19 protein-coding genes and 2 tRNA genes are annotated in these 18,971 nt (G+C 63.1%); 12 read left to right on the top strand and 9 right to left on the bottom strand.

Features of this window, described 5'->3' with window-relative positions:
- Positions 1–68 precede the first annotated feature (68 nt).
- From AC1DJB_RS21815 to AC1DJB_RS21795, 5 genes are all read left to right on the top strand, one after another.
- Positions 69–1,016 carry a hypothetical protein gene (locus AC1DJB_RS21815; RefSeq protein WP_476910821.1) on the top strand — a complete coding sequence of 316 codons (948 nt, stop codon included), beginning with the start codon at positions 69–71 and terminating at the stop codon, positions 1,014–1,016.
- Complete coding sequence (locus AC1DJB_RS21810; protein WP_441438333.1) at positions 1,013–1,438, top strand: phage holin family protein; 426 nt, start codon at positions 1,013–1,015, stop codon at positions 1,436–1,438. The genes AC1DJB_RS21815 and AC1DJB_RS21810 overlap by 4 nt, the downstream gene beginning before the upstream one ends.
- A complete protein-coding gene (locus tag AC1DJB_RS21805; RefSeq protein ID WP_284990539.1) occupies positions 1,435–2,010 on the top strand; it encodes a DUF3618 domain-containing protein in 576 nt (191 codons plus the stop codon). Before AC1DJB_RS21810 ends, AC1DJB_RS21805 begins: the two co-directional genes overlap by 4 nt.
- A gap of 80 nt (positions 2,011–2,090) precedes the next feature.
- A complete protein-coding gene (locus tag AC1DJB_RS21800; protein ID WP_441438334.1) occupies positions 2,091–3,203 on the top strand; it encodes a YihY/virulence factor BrkB family protein in 1,113 nt (370 codons plus the stop codon).
- Positions 3,204–3,215: 12 nt separating this feature from the next.
- Positions 3,216–3,434, top strand: coding sequence for a hypothetical protein (locus AC1DJB_RS21795; RefSeq protein WP_441438335.1), 219 nt, complete (start codon positions 3,216–3,218; stop codon positions 3,432–3,434).
- 32 nt (positions 3,435–3,466) lie between these two features.
- On the opposite strand, the gene AC1DJB_RS21790 is transcribed toward AC1DJB_RS21795, so the two are convergent.
- Positions 3,467–4,888, bottom strand: coding sequence for an Nramp family divalent metal transporter (locus tag AC1DJB_RS21790; protein ID WP_441438336.1), 1,422 nt, complete (start codon positions 4,886–4,888; stop codon positions 3,467–3,469).
- Between the two features lie 242 nt (positions 4,889–5,130).
- Between AC1DJB_RS21790 and AC1DJB_RS21785 the strand changes: the two genes are divergently transcribed.
- Positions 5,131–5,970 (top strand): MIP/aquaporin family protein, encoded by an 840-nt coding sequence (locus AC1DJB_RS21785; protein ID WP_441438337.1) that lies wholly within the window; start codon positions 5,131–5,133, stop codon positions 5,968–5,970.
- Between the two features lie 61 nt (positions 5,971–6,031).
- Here the strand turns inward: AC1DJB_RS21785 and AC1DJB_RS21780 are convergent, their stop codons facing one another.
- Entirely contained in the window at positions 6,032–6,553 is a 522-nt protein-coding gene (locus AC1DJB_RS21780) for an SRPBCC family protein (protein WP_441438338.1), read from the bottom strand.
- Positions 6,554–6,982: 429 nt separating this feature from the next.
- On the opposite strand from AC1DJB_RS21780, the gene AC1DJB_RS21775 reads away from it, so the two are divergent.
- Positions 6,983–8,020, top strand: coding sequence for an SDR family oxidoreductase (locus tag AC1DJB_RS21775; protein WP_441438339.1), 1,038 nt, complete (start codon positions 6,983–6,985; stop codon positions 8,018–8,020).
- 119 nt (positions 8,021–8,139) lie between these two features.
- On the opposite strand, the gene AC1DJB_RS21770 is transcribed toward AC1DJB_RS21775, so the two are convergent.
- The 6 genes from AC1DJB_RS21770 to AC1DJB_RS21745 all read right to left on the bottom strand — a co-directional run bounded on the left by AC1DJB_RS21770 (position 8,140) and on the right by AC1DJB_RS21745 (position 13,923).
- Positions 8,140–9,384, bottom strand: coding sequence for an Nramp family divalent metal transporter (locus AC1DJB_RS21770; protein WP_441438340.1), 1,245 nt, complete (start codon positions 9,382–9,384; stop codon positions 8,140–8,142).
- Positions 9,385–10,015: 631 nt separating this feature from the next.
- Positions 10,016–10,089, bottom strand: a tRNA-Ile gene (locus AC1DJB_RS21765).
- A 99-nt stretch (positions 10,090–10,188) separates the two neighbouring features.
- Entirely contained in the window at positions 10,189–11,385 is a 1,197-nt protein-coding gene (locus AC1DJB_RS21760) for a glycosyltransferase (protein WP_059387858.1), read from the bottom strand.
- Positions 11,386–11,495: 110 nt separating this feature from the next.
- On the bottom strand, positions 11,496–12,401 hold the full coding sequence (locus AC1DJB_RS21755; RefSeq protein ID WP_059387859.1) for a DMT family transporter: 906 nt from the start codon (positions 12,399–12,401) through the stop codon (positions 11,496–11,498).
- Entirely contained in the window at positions 12,401–13,024 is a 624-nt protein-coding gene (locus AC1DJB_RS21750) for a CDP-alcohol phosphatidyltransferase family protein (RefSeq protein WP_059387860.1), read from the bottom strand. The genes AC1DJB_RS21755 and AC1DJB_RS21750 overlap by 1 nt, the downstream gene beginning before the upstream one ends.
- Positions 13,025–13,074: 50 nt before the next feature.
- Positions 13,075–13,923 (bottom strand): phage holin family protein, encoded by an 849-nt coding sequence (locus AC1DJB_RS21745; RefSeq protein WP_284990493.1) that lies wholly within the window; start codon positions 13,921–13,923, stop codon positions 13,075–13,077.
- Positions 13,924–14,107: 184 nt separating this feature from the next.
- On the opposite strand from AC1DJB_RS21745, the gene AC1DJB_RS21740 reads away from it, so the two are divergent.
- The 3 genes from AC1DJB_RS21740 to AC1DJB_RS21730 all read left to right on the top strand — a co-directional run bounded on the left by AC1DJB_RS21740 (position 14,108) and on the right by AC1DJB_RS21730 (position 16,054).
- Positions 14,108–15,331 carry a multidrug effflux MFS transporter gene (locus AC1DJB_RS21740; protein WP_370872191.1) on the top strand — a complete coding sequence of 408 codons (1,224 nt, stop codon included), beginning with the start codon at positions 14,108–14,110 and terminating at the stop codon, positions 15,329–15,331.
- A 75-nt stretch (positions 15,332–15,406) separates the two neighbouring features.
- Entirely contained in the window at positions 15,407–15,586 is a 180-nt protein-coding gene (locus AC1DJB_RS21735; RefSeq protein WP_059387861.1) for a glycine zipper domain-containing protein, read from the top strand.
- Positions 15,587–15,646: 60 nt separating this feature from the next.
- Positions 15,647–16,054, top strand: coding sequence for a hypothetical protein (locus tag AC1DJB_RS21730; protein WP_476910820.1), 408 nt, complete (start codon positions 15,647–15,649; stop codon positions 16,052–16,054).
- Between the two features lie 105 nt (positions 16,055–16,159).
- On the opposite strand, the gene AC1DJB_RS21725 is transcribed toward AC1DJB_RS21730, so the two are convergent.
- A tRNA-Asn gene (locus AC1DJB_RS21725) sits at positions 16,160–16,232 on the bottom strand.
- Between the two features lie 206 nt (positions 16,233–16,438).
- Here AC1DJB_RS21725 and AC1DJB_RS21720 point away from each other — a divergent pair.
- Both AC1DJB_RS21720 and AC1DJB_RS21715 read left to right on the top strand, forming a co-directional pair.
- Positions 16,439–17,209: an MBL fold metallo-hydrolase gene (locus tag AC1DJB_RS21720; RefSeq protein ID WP_332603657.1), complete on the top strand. Its 771-nt coding sequence runs from the start codon at positions 16,439–16,441 to the stop codon at positions 17,207–17,209.
- A 185-nt stretch (positions 17,210–17,394) separates the two neighbouring features.
- Positions 17,395–18,971 (top strand): fibronectin type III domain-containing protein (locus AC1DJB_RS21715; RefSeq protein ID WP_476910819.1); only part of this gene is annotated, 1,577 nt, incomplete at its 3' end.

Here is an 18,971-nt window from a genome sequence, read left to right as displayed (position 1 = left end):
TTACTATCTTAACTGCCAGTATTTCTGGTTCTTGATCCGCAGCAGACCTTCTTGGAAAGAGAGCGAAGATGACAGAGAACCAATGGGACGGGAATTACACGCCCCCGCCGGCCACCGAGCAACCAGGGGGTAAGCACGTACCCCCGCCGCATAACCAGAACAACCGCATGCCGTCGACGGAAACCATCAAAAACGAAGCAGGGAACGTGGCTGCGCAGGCCGAGGACTCTGCGAAGAACGTGGTCGAAACCGCGAAATCCGAAGTCGCGAACGTTGCTTCTGAAGTGAACTCGAGCGCAAGGGAGCTGCTGGACCAGGCCAGGCTGGACCTGACGGACCAAGCCGGAAAGCAGCAGCAAAAAGTGGCCGCAGGCCTTCGGTCCATCTCGGAGGAACTGCAATCCATGGCCACCGCCTCGGAGCAACCCGGCGTTGCAACGGATTTGGTGCGGCAAGCCGCCGAACGGTCTTCATCCGTGGCGACATGGCTGGAGGACCGGGATCCGGGCTCCCTCCTGGCCGAAGTGAAGACCTTCGCGCGGCAGCGTCCTGGCGCGTTTCTCCTCCTGGCCGCCGGAGCAGGCATCCTCGCCGGCCGACTGAGCCGTGGACTGAGCGCCGGCGCCGACGGCTCCCCGCAAGGATCGGCCCCGGCACGTGCCCCCATCCAACCCGCACACGAGGCCAAGCCTTTCGTCCCCGGACCAGGGATGACAGTACCCCCTCCCCCGGTCCAGCTCCCCGGCCCCACCACCACGACCGCTGGATACTCGAACCCCGACACCGGCCCGGGCCACGGGACCGTCGCACCCGCCGGCGCGCCGGCCACCCTGCCTCAATCCGCGCCGGTCACCGAACCGGAAGCCGATCCCTGGCCCAACGGCGGGATAGACGAGGACCCCTTCACCCGTGACCGCTCGCACCGTCTCGGGTCTCCGGCTCCCGTGGCAGGGAATGACGCGGCCGACGGCGGGAACGGGCCCGGCGTCGAGCCCACGAGCGGTGAGTCGCGATGACCGAGAGCCACATTCCACCGACGCCCGCGCAAGCCAAAGCGGACTCGACATCGCTGGGAGACCTTCTCGGAGAGGTCACGCGGGACATTTCCACACTGATGCGCCAGGAAGTGGAACTGGCCAAAGCTGAACTGAAGCAGTCCACGGCACAGGCGGGCAAGGGCGCCGGAATGGTGGCAGGCGCCGGCGTTGCCGGGCATTTTGTGCTCCTCTTCCTTTCCCTCGCCCTTTGGTACGCTCTGGGCGAGCTGATGGGCCTGGGCTGGTCCGCCGTCGTCGTGGCTGTCCTCTGGGCGATCGTGGCCGCTGTCCTGGCGTCGATAGGCCGGAAGGAACTCAAAGCCGTCAAAGGCATGCCCCAGACGGCCGCAACAATCCAGGAAATCCCAGAAACGCTCAAACCACGCGAGGAGCAACGATGAGTGAAAACCCGGATGATATCCGTTCCGAGATAGAGGAAACCCGGCGGCGCCTTGGCACCAACGTTGACGCAGTGGCCGACAAGGTGACGCCGTCGCACGTGGTCCGACGCCAAACCGAGAAAGTCAAAGATGCCGTCTTCGGCGTGAAGGAGAACATCATGGGTACCGCTGATGATGTTGCGGAGGGCGGGCGATCAGCAATCGACGACGCCGGCGCGGCGATCGGCGACGTCCCCCACCGCCTCGCCAGCAAAACGCAAGGCAACCCGCTGGCTGCCGGGCTGATAGCCTTCGGGGCCGGTCTGCTGGTGGCCTCCCTGATCCCGGCAAGCGAGAAGGAAAAGGAGGCATCGGCGGCCCTGAAGGACGCGGCCGAACCGCTGACCACCGAACTTGCCGCCGCGGCTCAGGACGTGGCCCGGGATCTCCAGGAACCGGCCCAGGAAGCGCTGGAAAACGTGAAGTCCGCGGCCACCGAGGCAGTCGAAAACGTTAAGGACGAATCCCAAACCGCCGTCTCCGACGTCACCGACACCACCATCGCGGCCAGGGACCGGATCGAGCCCGCCTGATCCAGACGGAGGCGTGCTGTCCGGCCAATACATCAATGAAGGACGGCACGCCTCGAGCCCGCTTTGAATAAGGGACATCCATGACGACGAAGAACCCCGCCGACAGCAGCAAGGCCAAGGCAGCCACAGCCCCGGATGCGGATGATGCCCGAAAACCGGACAGGCCCACCGAGATCGCCAGGCCAACCTGGACCTACATAGCCAAGAGGACCTTCCGTGAGTTCGGCAAGGATCAGTGCCCGGACGCCGCCGCGGGGCTGACCTACTACGCGGTGCTTTCCCTTTTCCCCGCGCTGCTTGCGCTCGTCTCCCTGCTCGGTATTTTCGGGCAGGCAGGAAATAGCATCTCCGCCCTCCTGGACCTTCTCCAAGGCATCGCCCCGGGATCCACCATCGACACCATCCGCCAGCCCATCGAAGAGCTCACCACCTCGACGTCGGCCGGCTTCGCCCTGGTACTTGGTCTCGTCGCCGCCCTGTGGTCGGCGTCCGGATACGTGGGAGCCTTCAGCAGGGCCATGAACCGCGTCTACGAAGTGGACGAAGGGCGCGGATTCATCAAACTCCGGGCAACCATGCTCGGTGTCACCGTCTTCGCGGTGATGCTCGTGGCCCTGATCGCCGGCATGCTCGTGCTCAGCGGACCCATCGCCGACGCCGCGGGCAGGGCAGTCAACCTTGGCGGGGACCTCCTGACGGTCTGGAGCATCGCAAAATGGCCCGTCGTCGTCCTGTTGGTCGTCTTGATCATCGCGGTCTTGTACTACGTCACCCCTAACGTGAAGCAGCCGCGGTTCCGTTGGATGAGCATCGGCTCCTTCATCGCTTTGCTTGCATTCATCCTGGCATCGCTGGGCTTTGGCTTCTACGTGGCCAACTTCAGCAACTACAACAAGACCTACGGTGCAATAGGCGGCGTCATCGTGATGCTCCTGTGGTTATGGATATTGAACATGTCCCTCCTGTTCGGTGCAGAATTCGACGCCGAAATGGAACGCGGGCGGGAACTGCAGGCAGGAATCGACGCCGAAGAAACCATCCAGCTCCCACCCCGCGGAACCAAGCGCAGCGCGAAACTCGAGAAACACGAAGAAGAAGAAATCGCCGACGGCGAGAGGCTTAGCGCGCAGCACACCGTTAGCGCCGGCCTAGAGGACGGCTCGACTTCCGACCTTCGTCCAACTCTTCACTGAAAGGGGGCGCACGTGGGAAACCTCCCGTGGATCGTTGTCATGCTGGTCCCGTCACTGAGCTTCTTCTTCTATTTGGTCTACGCAAACCTCCGCTCCTCCCGCAAGCGGAAGGCCCTCGGCTTGCCGCCCTTGGAACTTACTCCGCCCGAGCTCAGGAATCGACGCCGGAACGACGCCACGGACGTCGTCGACGACCACCAACACCAAGGAAATATCAAGAGCGATCAATAAACTCAGGTCGCTCGTCGGTCACGATGATCGGCTTAGGCTTTGCCGGTGACGGCGGTCCAGAGGCCGACGGCGCCCGCGACCACCATGATCGCGGTCGTGGCCCAGCCGAGGGTGGCGGCGAGTTTTCCGTTGCGGTATTCGCCCATGAGGTCCTTGTCCCTGGAGATGAGCATTGTGACGATGAGGAACGGGGCGGCGGCGATCCCGTTGATGATGGCGCTGAGGACCAGCAGACCGATGGGGTCGGAGTCGAAGAGACTGATGATGACGCCGCCGAGCGTTCCCACACCAAGAAGCACATAGAACGTGCGCGCCTTGCTGGGACGCCGGTCGAGACCCCAGTTCTTGCCGAGCAGTCCGGCCAGCCCCGCGGAGCCCGAGGCTGCCAGGACCGGGACCGCGAGGATCCCGGAACCAACGAACCCCGCTGCGAACAGGAACTTCGCGGCAGGTCCCGCGATGGGTTCCAAGGCCTTGGCCGCGTCCGCGGCGGTCTTGATGTCCGTGCCGTTCTTTCCCAGGGTCGCCGCGGTGGCCGCGATGATCGCGAACATGACCAGGACGGAGAAGAACATCCCGATGAACACGTCCGCGCGGGCGTTTCGGAGCTTGCGGTGAGCGGCCAGCGCCGAGTTGTCATCCAGCCCGACGGCGTTATCGCCTCCGAGCTCGTCTTCCCGGAGTTCCTCGACCCGTTGCGCGCTTTGCCAGAAGAACAGGTATGGGGAGATCGTGGTGCCCAGGACCGCGACGATCAGGCCAAGATAGTCCCAGCCGAAGCGGAACTGCAGGCCCAAAAGGCCCGCCACGACGTCGGCCCAGTCCACCTTGGCCACGAACAGCACCGCGACATAGGCCAGCAGGGCCAGGCAGAGCCACTTGAAGATCTTGGCAATGATGACGAAACCGCCGGCGACCAAGACGATGGCGATGCCGATACCGGCGATCGCGCTCCACAGCTGGGCCGGGCCCGCGCCGAACAGTTCCATGCCCTGTCCGACTGCCATCAGGTCAGCCGCCGCGTTCAGGGTGTTCGCCCCCAGCAGTGCGACGATGAGGATCGCGATCACCACCCGCGGTTTTCTGGAGAACTTCCGTCGGGCTAGCCGGCCCAGGCTGTCCCCGGTGGCCAGGGCAGTGCGGTCGCAGATCTCCTGGACGGCCATCATCATCGGCAACGTCACCGGCGCAGTCCAGAGCATCCCGTTGGAGAACGTGGCGCCGACCTGGGCGTAGGTCGCGATTCCGGACGGGTCATCATCGGCCGAGCCGGTGACCAGGCCGGGACCGAGCAGGCGGAGGAACCGTACTATAGGTGACCGTTTCTTGTTCGAGGCCGGCTTCCCCCGATCGGAAGAATCCTTTGGTTTACTGCCCCTGGCCGGGGCTTTCCCGGATTCGGGCTCGGTGGCGTCCACGGAACTCATCTCGTTCTCCTGTTGTTCAGTTGACACTCACGCTCATGCTAAGCATGCTTAGTATCCCCAGTCACGACTGAGTCTACGGCAGGAGGCATTGCATGCTTGAGGATGCAGCTGGATCGCATGTCTGGCGTGCAAGTGAGGCCTATGGGCCCGTCCTGCAAACCAGCCCATAAAGGGCTCCCGCGTGCGCTTCCCGGCTGGTAGAACGGGACCATGGACGAGCTGATCGACAACCTGAATACAGTCCGCCACGGAAGGAGAAGGAACTACTGATGGCAGACCCAGAGACGGCTGACTCGCGCGCCCGACGGGGACAATCGCCGGAGAACGACCACCTGCCCGGCCTCGGACTTTCCAGGGCCCAGCGCGCCCAAGTGAACGAGTTCAACGACTCTTCACATGAACTCCGCCGGCTTTTCAGCGAAACATTCGGAACATTCCTGCTTGTGCTAGCTGCAGCGGGGGCAGACATCATAGATTCAGTCACCGGCGGAGCCGTAGGCCGGGTCGCCGCCGTCACTGCTCCGGGGCTGACCGTGACCGCAATCATCCTGTTCATGGGCACGAACTCTGGAGCCCACCTCAATCCAGCGGTCACACTGGCCTTCGCTTTGCGCCGCGACTTCCCTTGGAGGCGGGTTCCGGGGTACATCCTGGCGCAGCTGGCCGGCGCAACTATCGCCGCAGTGGCTCTCCGCCTGACTTTCGGTCTGCAGGACCGCTTGGGTGGAACCCATCCTGCCCACGGGTTTACCCCGACCCAAGCCCTCATCATCGAAGTACTGCTGACGCTTGGGCTCGTGAGCACAATTCTGGGTGCCGCGTCCGGGGCGCAAAGCATCGGACCGCTTTCAGCCCTCGCCGCCGGCGCCTATATTGTGCTCGCCGGCTTATGGGCAGGGCCTGTCAGCGGCTCCTCAATGAACCCCGCCAGGTCAGCCGGACCAGCCTTCGCATCTGGCGATTACGAATCCTTGTGGATCTACATCCTCGGCCCTGCTGTCGGCATGCTCCTCGCCGTCGGGGCCGCCTATATTCTCCGCGGCCCCGGGGGCGGCCCAACAGCTGCCAAAGCGGCCCAAGGCACAAGCAATCCCGCCGCAGAACGCTGAACGCCCCTAGCCGGCGCCCGGCCAATCAGCACTGGCGTCAAGTCGGACGCGGAAGTGAACGCTACCCCGCGCTGATCTCGGTGGCGGACAGGGCAGTATCCCGACCCCTGGCTGCGTTCGCTTTCGGGTTGGCATCGATCGCACGGGCGGGCCTCCCCTTCGAATCTGACTGACGCCCCTCAACGAGTTCCTTGAAGCGCTCCAGATCCTCCTGAATCCGGTACGCGTTCAGACCCGCGGGCCTCCCCGGCATTTCCCGCTGGTAAGCCGTCTCCCAACTCAGGCGCAACAGGATCTTTGTTTCCGCCGGCCCGAGCGGCTCGAGAAGTACCGTTCCTCCCGTGAGGGGGTGGCCAACACTCTCCCAGGCAATTTGTTCGTCCGGTTCCCTGGCAATGATCCACGCATCATATTCGCGGTGCACTGCGCCGACAACAGCCCTGAAATGGACCCGAACCTCATTGATCCATGTCGCGGACTCGACTCCGCTCATGAACAACGGGAACTCCTCAAACCGCATCCACTGTTCATAGGCCAGTCGGACCGGAACGTTGACGTTAATCGACCCATGCACGTCATTCATGACGCCTACTCCTGTCGCGTATTCGAGTGGCCATAGCGGCTGATCGTCTTACAGCATAAAAACCGGCCGCCAGCGAGGCAACATAATCAGCATACTTATCTTCTCATTCGAGCGTGTGGATCCCTCCACGCAAAGACCATGTGTTGGATCGTGGCCAAGTTCCCTCCATAAGGCTCGTGACGAAGATAAGTATGCTGAAGAACTTGCGCACACCGGCTGCCGGTTTTACGTTCTTAAGACGACCAGACCTTCGACGACCGGGCCGGTCCAGAAGACCCAAATACCAATGCGCCAAGTTCGAGGAGTTTCCCGTTATCCGTGAGAGACGGACCAGGACGGCAGCGCCGTCGCGGGCCACTCCACAATATAGAACCGCTCATGGCAGGCGCCCTGCCGATTGAAGCATCCAGGGACGATGGAGGAATAGTGATGACAGAGAGCAATTTCCCTCAGGACGCGAAGAAGGCAAACGATTCGCTGTTTGGCGAGGCCGAATCAATCCCGAATTATTTGGACTCCACCGATTTAGACGAGGACATTGCGGCGGCCCTCGAAAACCAGATAGTCGGCCGCCCGGAGACTCCCGAGGCTGCGGGAGATCCCCGGACCTTGTACCCGGGAGGCTCGTTCGAAGCTCAGCCGCAGGACTACCCTGGCTGGACCGACGCGATGCGTCCCCGCCCGGATCACGGCGAAAGCACTTACATCGGCCACCACCGCATGGAGGGTTTCAGGACCCTGATCACCGGCGCTGATTCCGGCATCGGAAGGGCTGCCGCGATTGCCTTCGCCCGTGAAGGAGCCGACGTTGCCTTCACGTACCTGCCTGAAGAAGAACAAGACGCGGTGCACACAGTCCAGTTGATCGAAGATGCCGGTCGGAGCGCCTTGGCGTTGCCCGGTGACCTCTGCGACGAGGCTTTCTGCCAAGATGTCGTCTCCCAAACTGTTGCGGAGTTCGGTGGGCTGAACGTTCTCGTGAACAATGCCGGCTATCAAATGACCACGAGCGAAGGAATCGAAGACCTCACGAGCGAGCAGTTCGACCGGACCTTCAAATCCAACGTCTATGCCCTTTTCTGGCTGACCAAGGCCGCGCTGCCCCATCTGCAGCCAGGCTCCGCGATCATCAACGTGTCGTCCATCCAGGGCTACCACCCGAGCCCGAGCCTTATCGACTACGCCGCCACCAAGGCGGCCATCATCAACATGACTTTCTCACTTGCGGAGTCACTGGGGCCACGCGGAATCCGCGTCAACGCCGTGGCACCCGGACCGATCTGGACGCCTCTTCAGCCCCCGACCCAGCCGAGCGAAAAAATTGTGCATTTCGGCGAGGACACACCTCTCGGGCGGGCCGGTCAACCAGCTGAACTGGCGTCAAGCTTCGTGTTACTGGCCACCGCGGAAGCCAGTTACATGTCAGGATCAGTCATCGGAGTCACCGGAGGAAGGCACCTCGCCTAGAACAGATGCTCGTGAACTGCCGGGGGCAGGCCGGGCTCCGGAAAAGAACCCGGAAGTACCGATTGGAAGCTGGCCAGCCGCCATGGAATTCAAACGGCGCGACCCGGAGCCCGTGCGCATTATGAGCTTCCGGTGACGGTGGTCCAGATGCCGACGGCTCCGGCGACAACCATGATGGCGGTGGTGGCCCAACCGAGCGTGCCGGCGAGTTTGCCGTTGCGGTACTCGCCCATGATCTCTTGGTCCCTGGCGATGAGCATGGTGACGATGAGGAACGGGGCGGCGGCGATACCGTTGATGATCGCGCTCAGGATCAGCAACCCGATGGGGTCGGTGGCGAAGAAGCTGATGATGACGCCCCCGATGGTCCCCACGCCGAGAAGTACGTAGAACGTGCGCGCCTTGCCGGGGCGGCGGTCGAATCCCCAATTCTTGTCGAGAAGCCCGGCCAGCCCGGCGGATCCGGCTGCGGCGAGGACGGGGACTGCCAGTATCCCCGAGCCGATGAACCCGACGGCGAAGAGAAACTTGGCGGCCGGTCCCGCGATGGGTTCCAGTGCTTTGGCCGCGTCCGCCGCAGTCTTGACGTCCGTCCCGTTTTTGCCAAGCGTCGCGGCGGTGGCCGCCATGATGGCGAACATGACCAAGACGGAGAAGAACATGCCGGTGAACACGTCGGCGCGGGCGTTGCGGAGCTTGTGCGCAGCCGGTGCGGGGGCTCTTTCCCCCAGGCTGACTTCTTGCGCGTTCCCATCGTCTTCCTCGCGGAGTTCCTCGATCCTGTGGGCGCTTTGCCAGAAAAACAAGTAGGGGGAGATGGTGGTGCCCAGGACGGCGACAATCAGTGCCAGGTAGTCCAGGCTTGGCCGGAACTGCAGGCCGAATAGCCCCTTCGCGACGTCGCCCCAGTCCACCTTGGCAACGAACAGGACCGCGACGTACGCCAGCAGTGCCATGCAGAGCCACTTGAAGGTTTTGGAGATGATGTCGAAGCCGCCGACCATCAAGGCAATGGCTATTCCGACGCCGGCGACAGCACTCCAGAGATGGCCGGGCCCGGCCCCGAGCAATTCCATCCCTTGCCCGATTGCCATCAAGTCCGCCGCAGCGTTCAGGGTGTTTGCAGCTAGCAGGGCGACGATCAGGATGCCGATCACCACGCGAGGTTTTCTGGAGAATTTGCGGCGGGCAAGCCTCCCCAGACTGTCCCCGGTGGCGAGGGCAGTGCGGTCGCAAATTTCCTGGACTGCCATCATCATCGGCAACGTCGCCGGCGCGGTCCAGAGCATGCCGTTGGAAAAGGTGGCGCCCGCCTGCGCGTAGGTCGCAATGCCTGACGGGTCATCATCGGCCGATCCGGTCACCAGGCCCGGCCCAAGCAGGCCGAGGAAGCGACGGAGAGGCGAGGGCCGGTCCGGCCTTGAAACGGGCGGATCCTGGCTGGGGGAATGATTTCCCCGGCCTCTGGAAACGGGTAGCCGCCGCTTTGGCTGAGAAGCATGGATGGATTCCATCGTTCCTCCCGCTCTTCACTGAACCACTATGATAAGCGTGCTTACTTTCCCCAGATTAGTAGGCCGGTTATTGGCCGATCAATAGGAGCGTGGTCCCTGCCCGTTGAAGCCGAACCGGGACTGTGACCCTCGCGGTCCGTTCGCTTCCATACGTGGTTATGCGTACGCGCTGGCGCTAGCGACCCTCAACCAGTAGCGTTGTGGCGCGCTTCAGGCGGCGCTTTCCCGACAACTGGCAAAGTTGCCGTGTCGAAGAATCGGTATTCACCCGCGGGAACGCGGATTGTTCCGGCGGCCGCGGCTTTCTCCCGGAGAAAATCGTGGTCTTCGCGGGAGAGTACAACCTGAGGGACTATCCGAGCAGTCATTCAAGGTGAGTCCTAAAACGTTTCCGGTGGGTTTCCGGTGGATGATGACCTTAGAACCTCAAAACGAGAGTGCCCCTTCCCTGCGTTTCCGCAGCTCAGAGGCACATTATCGGTAGGGCTACTCGGACTTGAACCGAGGACCTTAGGATTATGAGTCCCGCGCTCTAACCAGCTGAGCTATAGCCCCGAGTCGGCGGGAGCGCCTTATCAGCGTCCCCGGCCAAAACACTCTAGCAAAACAATCCGGCTCCCGACGCCAAGCGGCACACTAGCCGGCTCCACGTGACTAGATCACCTTGTCTTCGTAGCCCGCCCCGCGGTAGAGGTCCTCGAACGTCTGCAGGGTGCCTTCGATGCTGTGCGGCTCCACCATGGCGCGGCTCGCCTTGCCCATGGCTTCGAGTTCGCCGGCCGGCAGACGGAAAAGCTCGGTGATCCGGGCTGCCAACTCGTTGCTGTCGCCTGGCGTGAACAGATGCCCGTTCTCGCCTTCGCGCACCAGGTGCGGCAGGGCCATGGCATTGGCGAGGAGAACCGGCGTCGACGCCGACATCGCCTCAAGCGTTACGAGGGACTGCAGTTCGGCGGTCCCGGGCATGCAGAACAGGTCAGCGCGAATGTAGGCCTTCCTCAGGTCTTCATCGCTCGCGAGTCCAAGGAACTTGACCCGCCCGCCCAGCCCCAGGCGCTTGGCCTGGGCCTCCAATGCGGCACGGACCTCGCCGCCGCCGACGATTTCAAGATGCACGTTGAGGTCGGCGGGTGTCTTGGCGACGGCGTCGATCAGGACGTCCACATGCTTCTCTTCAGCAAGGCGGCCCACAAAAAGAACGGTGGGGTAGGCATGCGGCTCGATCTCTTCACCCGGCGCCAGTTCATAAGCCGCCGCGTCGATACCGTTGGACAAAGGCAGGACCTTGCGAAGGAAAGCGTGCTGGTGCATGGCCTTCGCGGCAAGCGGCGTGGGAGTGGTGACAACATCGGCCTGGCCCATGACCTTACCCATGTCCTTCCACGAGACCCGCCCGATGATGTCCTTGAACCACTGCGGGAACGGCAGGAACGGGTTGAGGTTTTCGGGCATGAAGTGGTTGGTGGCGATGATCCGGATACCGCGCTTCTTGGCCTCGTAGAGGACGTGTTCACCGATCATGTAGTGGCTTTGGATGTGAACGACGTCGGGCTGCACCCTGTCGAAGAGCAGTCGAATGTCGTTCTTGATTTCCCAGGGATAGCAGATGCGGAAGTACTCGTGGGTAAAGACTCCGTGGGACTTCAAGCGGTGGACGGTGCCTTCGTCCCCGAACTCGGTGAAGCTCTTGCCGTTGTCCGCCCGGCAGGCCAGGACGTGGACATCGTGTCCCCGCGCCTTCATGCCTTTGGCAAGCCGGTACCCGAACTGAGCAGCACCATTGACCTGCGGGCGGTACGTCTCCGCCGCGATCAGGATGGTGAGGGGTTTGTTGGTTTCGGGAACAGTCACGTGGAGAACTCCTGATGGTCACGGTGCGAACACAGCAAAACGTTTGGCCCTGCGGTGTCTTCGCCGGTTGCCTGCCGCGGATGTGCGGGGCACGGTTGTCGAACTCTGCCCTAGGCCTTCCGGCTTGCAGCCGCCTTCGCGTCACGCTTTCTCTTGGTGACCTCGGGATGGTGCCGGCTCAGGGCAATAACCCCAACGATAGCAAGGGAAGCGGCCACAGCCATGGCGATTGCCAGCACGGCGTGGACATCGGGACGAAGCTCACCCAAAATCGCGATGCCGATGGCAATTCCCACAATGGGGTCGATCACGGTCAACCCTGCGATGACCAGATCCGGCGGCCCGCCCGAATAGGCACTCTGCACGAACCACGAGCCGAGGCCGCCGGCAGCCGCAATGGCGACGACGGTGTACCACTGCACATTGAGCAGAAAGTGCCCGTTGGGGTCGAGCAAGTGCCGGCCGATGATGCGTGTGAGGACCGCGACGAAGCCAAACAACACTCCGGCACCCAGGATGTAGACGAAGGCGCTCATGCGGTGCCGGAACATGACCGCCAACGTTCCAAAAAGTCCGACGGCGAGTGCCAGCAGGAGGACGATGGTTATTTCGTCCTCTCCGCTGACATGGTGGTTCTCCTGGGTGGCGTTGACAGCCAGGAGAACGAACATCGCAGAGCCCGTCACGCAGGCAGAGATCGCCACCACGGTGCCGCGGTTGATACTGAGCCCCTGGTCCTTGGCGTTGACCACCGTGGTGATGACCAAGGCGATGGCACCGATGGGCTGCACCACAGTCAACGGTGCCGATACCAAGGCAATAGCGTTCATGCCCATGCCCAGGGCAAGCAAAAGCAGCCCGAACATCCATCGCGGATTTCGGAGAAGCCGCAGGAAACCGTGGGAACTCAGGGCGAGGCCACCGGTATCCGCCTTGACCGCGCTGCCCTGGCGCTGGGCACCAATGGCGAGGCAGAAGGCGCCAAGCACCGCAAGAAGGACTGCGAACCAGACCATCAGCTGCGACCGCCGTCGTGGGCTTTAAGCTCTTTGCCCTTGCGGAGGATTGCCCAGAAATAGTTGTAGGCCGCTACCCAGTGCCCTAGCAGGCCCAATCCCAGGCAGATCCAGGCGATCACGAAATAGACACCGGTGTAGGGAATCGCGAGCTTGGAGAGGACCAGGAGAGGGGTGCCCAGGAGCAGGAAGGCCGTCCGGATCTTGCCGATCCGGCTTACCGGGAGGTCGGGGTGGCTATGGAAGTAGAACAATGAGGCCGTGGCGAGGACGACGTCGGGCACCACCAGGGCGGCCAGGTACCACCAGTCCACTACCCCGGCGATGGCGAGCGTGACGGCGACGGTGATGAGTGCCAGGCGGTCCGCGACGGGATCGAGGATGCGGCCCAGCTTGGAGGTCTGGTTGAAACGCCGCGCGACGTAGCCATCCACCCAGTCAGTACCTCCCATGATGGCGAGGACCAGCACGGCGAAACCGTATTCCCTTTGCCACAGCACCAGCCACACGAACAACGGGACGCCCATGAAGCGGAGCACGGTCAGGAAATTGGGGACGGTGAAGATGAGATCGTGGTCGATCTGTGGCTGGCCCGGGCGTGCGCCTGCACCGATGAATTTCACCTGTCCCCCTTTCCGTAGTCCGCAGCTGACGCTGCTGCTTCCCGTCCCGATTACTTCTTGAACAGCTTCCGCAGTCCCACTGCGGCCACCGTGGCCGAAGCGGCAAAGAGAAGTAGCTCTTTCCAGCGCGCGGCGAGCCGCTCCGGCAGCCCGGCAGGAACCTTCTCACTGAAATCCGCGATTCTGTCGGCCGCGAACCGGCGTCCGTCGTCGAGCTTTTGCCCGGCGACGTCACGGAGGACCTTCCCCTGGGTCTTGACGTCGAGCTCGACGCCGAGCTGATCGCGAACGTCGGCGAGGTGTTCGCGGCGCTGCTCCAGACGGCGGAGCAGCTCAGCTTCGCTCGGGGCGGGGGGTTGCTCGGCCTTGTGTGCTTCTGCCTTGGCGGCCTTTTCTGCCTTGGCTTTCTCGGCTGCGGCTGCTTTCGCTGCCTCCGCTGCCTTGTAGGCTTCCGACGAGGGGTCGAGGACGCTCGCGTCGAAGGCCGTACCTTCCTTGACTATGCCGAGATCGTGCTTGATGCCGCGGATGGTTTTCTCAGGCACAAGCGGCATGGCCCCCTTGAACGCGCGGAAGGCAATGAGCGCCCCGATAAGAATGATCACAAGGAACGCCGCCGCAACCACGAGCGCGGCCAGCCACGGGGGCATGACCGTGGCCAAGCCCAAGATGGCCGCCACGACGAGGGCGATGACAAGCAAAGAAAGAAAGATCAGTGCAACGCCAACAAAAGCGCCGGCAATGCCCAGCTGCTTGCCTTTGCCTTTGAGTTCAAGCTTGGCGAGGCTGATTTCGTCGTTGAGCTGCCGCGGCGCGAGCCGGGCTGCAAGTTTCAGGGTGTTCGGCAACGCCGAAATGCCCGGGCGTTGGCCAACCCGGCCGCTGTGACGTCCACTCATAGGTTCCGCCTCACTGCTTCCATCTTGCTCCTACCCGGCTCCGGCACGGAGACGAATACAACCGCCCACGCGCACCTGTCCACAAAACTACCATTCAGCTTCAGCCTCAACTTCCGGGACGGCCCAGCGGCGCGCCCCTGCCATCGCTGATAAATATGATCTTTCGCACATAGGATTGATAACCGTGAACACTCCCCCTGTACCGGGCGATTCCCTCAGTCGACGCGAAAAACTCCTCTATATCCTGCTGCTTGGCGCATTGACCGCCTTGGGTCCATTTACGGTGGATCTCTATCTGCCCGCGTTTCCCGCGCTGGAGCATCATTTCGACGTGTCAGCCGCTGCGATCCAACTCACGCTGACGGGCACAACGGTGGGCTTCGCGATTGGCCAATTGGTGGTGGGGCCCTTCAGCGACAAGTTCGGGCGCCGCATGCCGTTGATCCTGGCAACGGCCTTGCACATCGGTTCTTCCCTCGGTGCTGCACTGTCCACTGACATCAGCACGCTTGCGCTGTTCCGCGTCCTGATGGGCGTCGGTGCAGCCGGTGGCGGCGTGGTTGCCATGGCCATGGTCCGGGACCTCTTCGCGGGCTACGCGATGGTGCGGATGTTCTCCCGCATGTCGCTGGTGAACGGCCTGGCGCCCATTCTGGCTCCGATCATCGGTTCACAGCTGCTCTTGGTGATGCCATGGCCCGGGATCTTCTACTTCCTGGCCAGTTACGGAATCCTGGTGATCATTGCCGCTGTGTTCCTCATCCGGGAAACGTATCCTGCCGAACTCCGCCGGCAGACGACGTCGACGGCGGGCCAACGCTACAAGGCTGTGTTCGCCGACCGGATTTTCGTCGGGATGCTGCTCGTGGGCGGGTTCAACTTCGGCGGACTGTTTGCTTACCTTTCCGCGTCCACGTTCCTGTTCCAACAGGTCTACAACTTTTCCCCGCAGGAATACGGCCTGCTGTTCGGCGTCAACTCCCTGGGCATCGTCGCCGGCGTTCAAATCAGCTCCAGGGTCATCAAACGGGTAGCGCCGCAATGGATCATGGCGTTTGCCACGGTCTGGATGCTGCTGATGGCGGTATTGATTGTGGTGTTCGATCTGCTCGGCTTCGGCCTCTGGGGCGTCATGGTCCCGTTGTGGTTCTACATCCTTGCCACCGGCTTCATGTTCCCCTGCGTCCAGGTGATTGCCTTGGCCAACCATGGCGCACAGGCAGGAACCGCGGCTTCCCTGCTGGGTGCCTCGAACTTCCTGATGGCTGGCATCATCCCGCCGGTGGTTGGCTGGCTGGGCGTCCGCTCCGCGGTTCCCATGGGGGCTGTCCAGGCCGTGTGCCTCGCCGGCGCCGTCGCGGCCCTGTGGCTCGTCGTGCGGCCCCGGTCCGTCCCCTCCATCCACTGATGGGTCCATCCACTGACGCGCCAGTCAACTGATTCGAGAAGCGCGGACGTCCCGATGCGGAAGTAGGCTCAAGGCATGACGCGCAAACCGCACCGCAACGGCAGGGGCCTTTTCCTCGGAGCGGTGCTTGGCGCCGTCGTCGGCTTCCTGCTGGGCCGCGGGGCCGGAAATCCTGTGTTCGGAGCCCTGCTGGGCGCCGTCGTCGGTTCCGCAATCCTCTACCGGATCAATCCGGGGCCATGGAAACGGGACTAAGGAGGCCTTCCGTTGCTTCGAGGCCTGTTCCCGGTCATGGCCCGGAGATAAAGTTGAGATGTGCCCCGTTGGCAGGAACTCCAGCCTACTCCAGCCCCATGGCAGCGCAAGGATGATGGCATCCTGCCGCTGTGGTGGGATCGTCTATGCACCGTGACAAGCCCGCAATCCGCGGCCCTTTATGCGGCTGGACTCTTCACGGAGGACCGCCGCAGGCCGATTGCGCAATGGTTCAATCCGACAAATGGCGCGGCCCTGCTCGTGGCACCGGAGACCTCCCCGGAATGGCCCGTCCAACGCTTCGGAATCTTCTACGCACCACCTGGAGGCGGATTCACGCGCGTCCACTCCGCCGCCCACGAATGGCATCCACGGGAGCCGAGGACGCCGCCAACCGAAGATGACGCCTTCCAGTCCGCCGTGGCCGAGGCAGCGAGATTCCTGCAAGTGGAAATGGACTTCGTGTGACGACGCGGCAATGAGATTCTGCACATTCGAATAATTACGCACATCAGACAAACCGAGGCAAAAAGCAGGCCCCGCACCGATCTAAACCGGTGCGGGGCCTTTGCGCTCCTCCGACTGGACTTGAACCAGTAACCCTTCGATTAACAGTCGAATGCTCTGCCAATTGAGCTACGGAGGAATGAAGCGGTTATGACTTTAGCAAAGGTTTTGCCCCAAGTGAAATCGAGCCCCGGGCACCTCGGGAAGGGGGCCTGAATACCCCTCCCGGGTATCACCAAGACGGCAGGGCCGGGGCCCTCACCGAGGATAAGATGGTCCGGCGTACCTGAGGCGCATCCGAGCACGCATGTGGAGCCCCCGCGACACCTACAAACAGAAGGAAGCATGCCTAAGAACTGGTCAGCCGAGGACAACGTGACGGAAGTTGCCGAGGACGTCTTCTTCATCGAGGGACCTGCCGTCAACTGGACCATCCTCAAACGGGGCAACGAATTCACCCTCATCGACACGGGCTATCCCGGGAACTGGCCATTGCTCCAATCGAGCGTGAATTTCCTTGGACTGGGTATTGAAAATGCTGCCGGAGTTCTCCTGACGCATGGTCACTCTGATCACATCGGCAATGCCGCGAGAATATCCGCAATGGGCATTCCGGTATTTGCGTCCAACGCGGAGTTGCCAAACATCCGCCGGGAGGTCCTTGAACAAGTCACCGTGAAGGACCTTGGTTTGCGGATCCTCCGCCCCAGGGTCGGCGCGTGGGCGGTCCACGCCATCCGCTCCGGGGGCTTGTCCGACGTCGCGGTCCCGGGCGTCGCTGCGATGACCCAGGACATCCTGGACGCGCTCCCGGGATCTCCCCGGATCATTGCCACGGGCGGGCACACCAGCGGCCATGTGTCCTTCTTCGTCCCTTCAGCTAAAGCCGTGGTCACCGGGGATGCTCTCGTCACGGGCCACGCTGTCAGTCCGGTCCGCGGACCGCAGCTGTTGCCCGCCGTCTTCCACCACCACCCGTCGGAGACCTTGGCCAGCGTTGAGCATCTCAGGCAGCTGGGGGCTGAGACCATCCTGCCGGGTCACGGGCCGCTGGTGAGCGTGCACGACGGGACAATCGAGCTCGTTTCTGACGGCAGGTACGCCCCTTTCGCTTGAGTCGACGGCCTCGTTTCGCTTGAGTCGACGGCCTCGGGGCCGGGTACGCGCATCGGAGCCTGAGTGGTAGGGCGGAAGACCGGGTCCAAAACGGGTACCACCCACTCTTAACCCGTGCCGTGCATAGCCACTAGGCTCCGGACCTGGGGATTCTGACCCGGTCTGTTCAGAAAAAGGGGAAGCCGATGCGGCTCCTGACCATACTGTTCCGGCGGCCCACGTGGTTCCGCTGGGCCACGGCCGTGTCCGTGCTGTTCTTGCTTGGCTACTCCGCTGTCTACTTGGCGCCTCCCGCACGTGCGGCACTTCCGAAAACAATCATCAGCCTGACGTTCGACGACGGCAATGCCGATCAGCTCCCGGCCGAACAGTTGCTGAAGTCGCTCGGATTGCACGGCACCTTCTTCATTACGACCAGCTGGATCGATAATCCGTCATGGCTCACCCGTGCCAATCTGAACAGCATCGCCGCGGACGGGAACGAGATCGGCGGCCACACCATCACCCACCCGGACCTCACCACCTTGTCCACGTCGGCCGCCACCAACGAGGTGTGCGGCGGCCGGACCACGCTTGCCAGCTGGGGGTTCAACGCCACCGATTTCGCCTATCCTTTCGCCGCTGAAAACTCGTCCGTCGAGCAAATCGTGAAGAATTGCGGTTTTGCCAGTGCCCGCAATTTGGGTGACATCCGTTCGCCCGCGAGTTGCTCCGGCTGCCCCTTCGCGGAAACCATCCCCCCGGCCAATCCATACAACACAGCGGCACCTGATGAAGTGGACAGCACCTGGACGCTACAAAACCTCGAAGACCTCGTGACCAACGCGGAACCGGGAGGAGGCTGGGTCCAGCTGACCTTCCACCACATCGCGGTCGGAACTGATCCCACGTTGACCATCGACCCGAACCTCTTCAAGACCTTTGTCACATGGCTCGCAGCGAGAACAGCCAACGGGACCACGTCAGTTCAAACGGTCGCCCAGGCCTTGGGCAATGCACCCGTTGTCGCGACCGCGCCGGTTGCTCCCAGCGGCGTGAGCGCGACGGCGGGTAACGCTTCGGCGGTGGTGTCCTGGACGGCGCCGGCCAACGGCGGCTCCCCCATCACTTCGTATGCTGTGACGCCTTCGTCCGGTGGCACGGCTTTGGCTCCGGTGACGGTTTCCGGTAATCCGCCCTCGACGACGGCGACCGTCACCGGGCTGACCAACGGCACGCCGTATACGTTCACGGTGACCGCCACGAACGCCATCGGCACCTCACCCCCGTCGGCCGCGTCGGCTCCCGTGACCCCGACGGCCCCAACGGTTCCGGGGACTCCCACCGGCGTGAGCGCGACGGCGGGCAACGCCTCCGCGGCCGTGTCGTGGACGGCGCCGGGCAACGGCGGCTCCCCGATCACCTCCTATGCGGTGACGCCTTCCACGGGTGGCACGGCTTTGGCTCCGGTGACGGTCTCCGGGAGTCCGCCCTCGACGACGGCGACCGTCACCGGATTGAGCAACGGCACGGCGTATACGTTTACCGTGACGGCGACGAACGCCGTCGGGACGTCCGCGCCGTCGGCGGCGTCGGCTCCGGTGACCCCGGCGGCCCCGGTTCCCGGGGTCGCGAACGGCGGGTTCGAATCCGGGCTCACGTCCTGGACCACCGGCGGCGTCAGGGCACCCGTGGCCTCCACCACCGCGCACACCGGCACCGGCTCCGCGCTCCTGGGCCTGGCCTCCGGCACCGAACCGCTCGGCGACAGCACCCTGGCCCA

The organism is Arthrobacter sp. 01T428 (genome assembly GCF_056398685.1).
This window is presented reverse-complemented; position numbering and strand designations above follow the sequence as displayed.